Annotated in this window: 5 protein-coding genes; 2 read left to right on the forward strand and 3 right to left on the reverse strand. The window is 63.7% G+C overall.

Annotated features, from left to right (window positions below; genetic code table 11):
* Positions 1-550: DUF6441 family protein (locus ACESL8_RS13235; RefSeq protein WP_372919612.1), on the forward strand; the 550-nt coding region annotated here is incomplete at its 5' end.
* 16 nt (positions 551-566) lie between these two features.
* Here the strand turns inward: ACESL8_RS13235 and ACESL8_RS13240 are convergent.
* Positions 567-857 carry a type II toxin-antitoxin system RelE/ParE family toxin gene (locus tag ACESL8_RS13240; RefSeq protein ID WP_372919614.1) on the reverse strand — a complete coding sequence of 97 codons (291 nt, stop codon included), beginning with the start codon at positions 855-857 and terminating at the stop codon, positions 567-569.
* Positions 845-1,129 carry a CopG family ribbon-helix-helix protein gene (locus ACESL8_RS13245; RefSeq protein WP_372919616.1) on the reverse strand — a complete coding sequence of 95 codons (285 nt, stop codon included), beginning with the start codon at positions 1,127-1,129 and terminating at the stop codon, positions 845-847. The genes ACESL8_RS13240 and ACESL8_RS13245 overlap by 13 nt, the downstream gene beginning before the upstream one ends.
* Positions 1,130-1,215: 86 nt before the next feature.
* On the opposite strand from ACESL8_RS13245, the gene ACESL8_RS13250 reads away from it, so the two are divergent.
* A complete protein-coding gene (locus ACESL8_RS13250; RefSeq protein ID WP_372919618.1) occupies positions 1,216-1,638 on the forward strand; it encodes a hypothetical protein in 423 nt (140 codons plus the stop codon).
* 9 nt (positions 1,639-1,647) lie between these two features.
* On the opposite strand, the gene ACESL8_RS13255 is transcribed toward ACESL8_RS13250, so the two are convergent.
* On the reverse strand, positions 1,648-2,041 hold a 394-nt coding region (locus tag ACESL8_RS13255), incomplete at its 5' end, for a thermonuclease family protein (protein ID WP_372919620.1).

The raw sequence follows: 2,041 nt of genomic DNA on the forward strand, positions 1-2,041 counted from the left end.
CGCCGCCATGCGCGCGGCGGGCACCGGCCTGAAAACCGCCTGGCGCGCGCAGATCACCGGGGCCGGGCTTGGCACCCGGCTTGCCAACTCGATCCGCCTCGCCAGCTTTCCAAAATCGGGCGAAAGCCTGAACGCCGCCGCATTGGTCTGGTCGAACGCCCCGGTGATCGTCGGCGCGCACGACACCGGCCCGCTGATCCGCTCGAAAAACGGCTTCTGGCTGGCGATCCCGACGCCAGCGGCTGGCAAATCCACGCGCGGCGGCCGGATCACCCCCGGCGAATGGGAGCGCCGCACCGGGCTGCGTCTGCGGTTCATCTATCGCCGCCGGGGGCCAAGCCTGCTGGTGGCCGAGGGGCGGCTGAACACCAAGGGCCGCGCGGTGGCGTCGCGGTCCAAGACCGGCCGGGGCCTCGTGACGGCGCCGATCTTCCTTCTAGTGCCGCAGGTCAAGATACCAAAGCGGCTCGATCTGGCGCGGGATGCCGAGCGGGCGGTGGGTGGGGTACCGGGGCTGATCGTGGCGAACTGGGTGGACGGAAATCTCTAATTTTCCCTTTGAGCCGTCAATAGCCAGCTTCGCGCTGATGGCGAACGGCCAAGATTACCGCCGTTTCGCCGTCAAACCGATAGAGCGACACATAGCCGCTGTCGCCAAAGGTGATAAACCACTCGCGAAATTCCGGCTCCATGTCCTCGGCAGGACGCCCCGCGCCGGGCTGATCGCTTAGGATCTGCATGCCTTCACGGATGGATTTGGCCGCACGGCGGGCAGCATCAGGGTTTTTGACCGCAAGGAACCAATACAGCCGTTCAACATCCCGCAGGGCTGCGGGCGACCAGATCAGTTGTGGCATTCAGAAACAGCAGCATCTTCGCCTGCTTCCAGCTTGGCAAGCCAAGCGTCCGCTTCGTCATGTGTGACGTGCTTGCCGGTGGCTTGATACTCTGCCCATGCCCGAAGACCGGCTTGGCGAAACGCCTCGCGCTTCTCTTCGCGTTCGACAAACTGCGACACGGCCTCGCGCAGCATCCAATGGGTGGAGCGGTCTTTGGCATCCGCCAGCCGCTTCAGGCGGTCGCGGGTGTCCTGATCCAGCTTCACGGCAATCGGGCGAATGGCGTTCATGGGGCGTCTCCTGCGAGTATTCACAGGTATTACCTTTAGCATATCGATGGCTTCCGCAGAAGTCACAATCCAGCAAGAGCGCAAAAATGCCCAGCACCCGTGAAACCATCCTCGCCGCACTTCACACCCGTCTGCAGACGCTTGCCGCCCCGGTGCTGCGCGGAGAAGTGTTGCCCGAGCGCATCCCTGCGTCTGGCCTGATTATCCTGCGCGACGGCAAGCCGGGCGAGCCGGAGGTGACGCTGTCGCCGCTGACCTACTTCTATGAACACCGGGCGGAACTGGAGGTGGTGATCCAGGCAGGCAACGGGCGCGACGCGCTGTTTGATGCGCTGGTCGGCTCCATCGGCACCCAGCTCGCCGCTGACCGCACCTTGGGCGGCCTCTGCGATTGGGTCGAGGCCGAAGCGCCCGAGCCGGTCGATCTGCCGGTCGAGGGCGCGGCCAGCCTGAAGGCTGCCATCATTCCGGTGGTGCTGCACTACATGACGGTAGACCCACTGACCTGAAACGAGAGATCAGCAGGTTTGGTAATAACCGCCAGAGTAGCGGCAGTATTCCGTCGCCACGCCCATGCGGATCATTTCCGCTGCGATGTCGCGCCCATCAGGCAGGAAACACTGAGCAACAATGCGGCGATAGCGATCAATATCGCGGACTTGGCAGGTAAGCGTCGCCCCGGAGATCAAACCGCGCATCGCGCGCGTTGCATCAGAGCCACCTGCTTGTTTGCGCTCAGGAGCGTCCAGACCCCAGACGCGAATTGCAGGATCGAGCCCAAGCAAATGGAATGTATCGCCGTCTGTGACGCGGCTTACCGTTCCCGAAACGGATTTCGTCTCTGAAGCAAGGGGCCCCGCAAGAGCGAGGCTGAAGGCCAGCACAAATGCGGACGCATAGCGTCGGCCGGAG

Source organism: Sandarakinorhabdus sp., assembly GCF_041689835.1.
Taxonomy (GTDB): Bacteria; Pseudomonadota; Alphaproteobacteria; order Sphingomonadales; family Sphingomonadaceae; genus Sandarakinorhabdus.

Coding starts and splice junctions, on each gene's coding strand:
- ACESL8_RS13245 (WP_372919616.1), bottom strand. CDS start 1,129: ATGAACGCCATTCGCCCGATTGCCGTGAAGCTGGATCAGGACACCCGC.
- ACESL8_RS13240 (WP_372919614.1), bottom strand. CDS start 857: ATGCCACAACTGATCTGGTCGCCCGCAGCCCTGCGGGATGTTGAACGG.
- ACESL8_RS13250 (WP_372919618.1), top strand. CDS start 1,216: ATGCCCAGCACCCGTGAAACCATCCTCGCCGCACTTCACACCCGTCTG.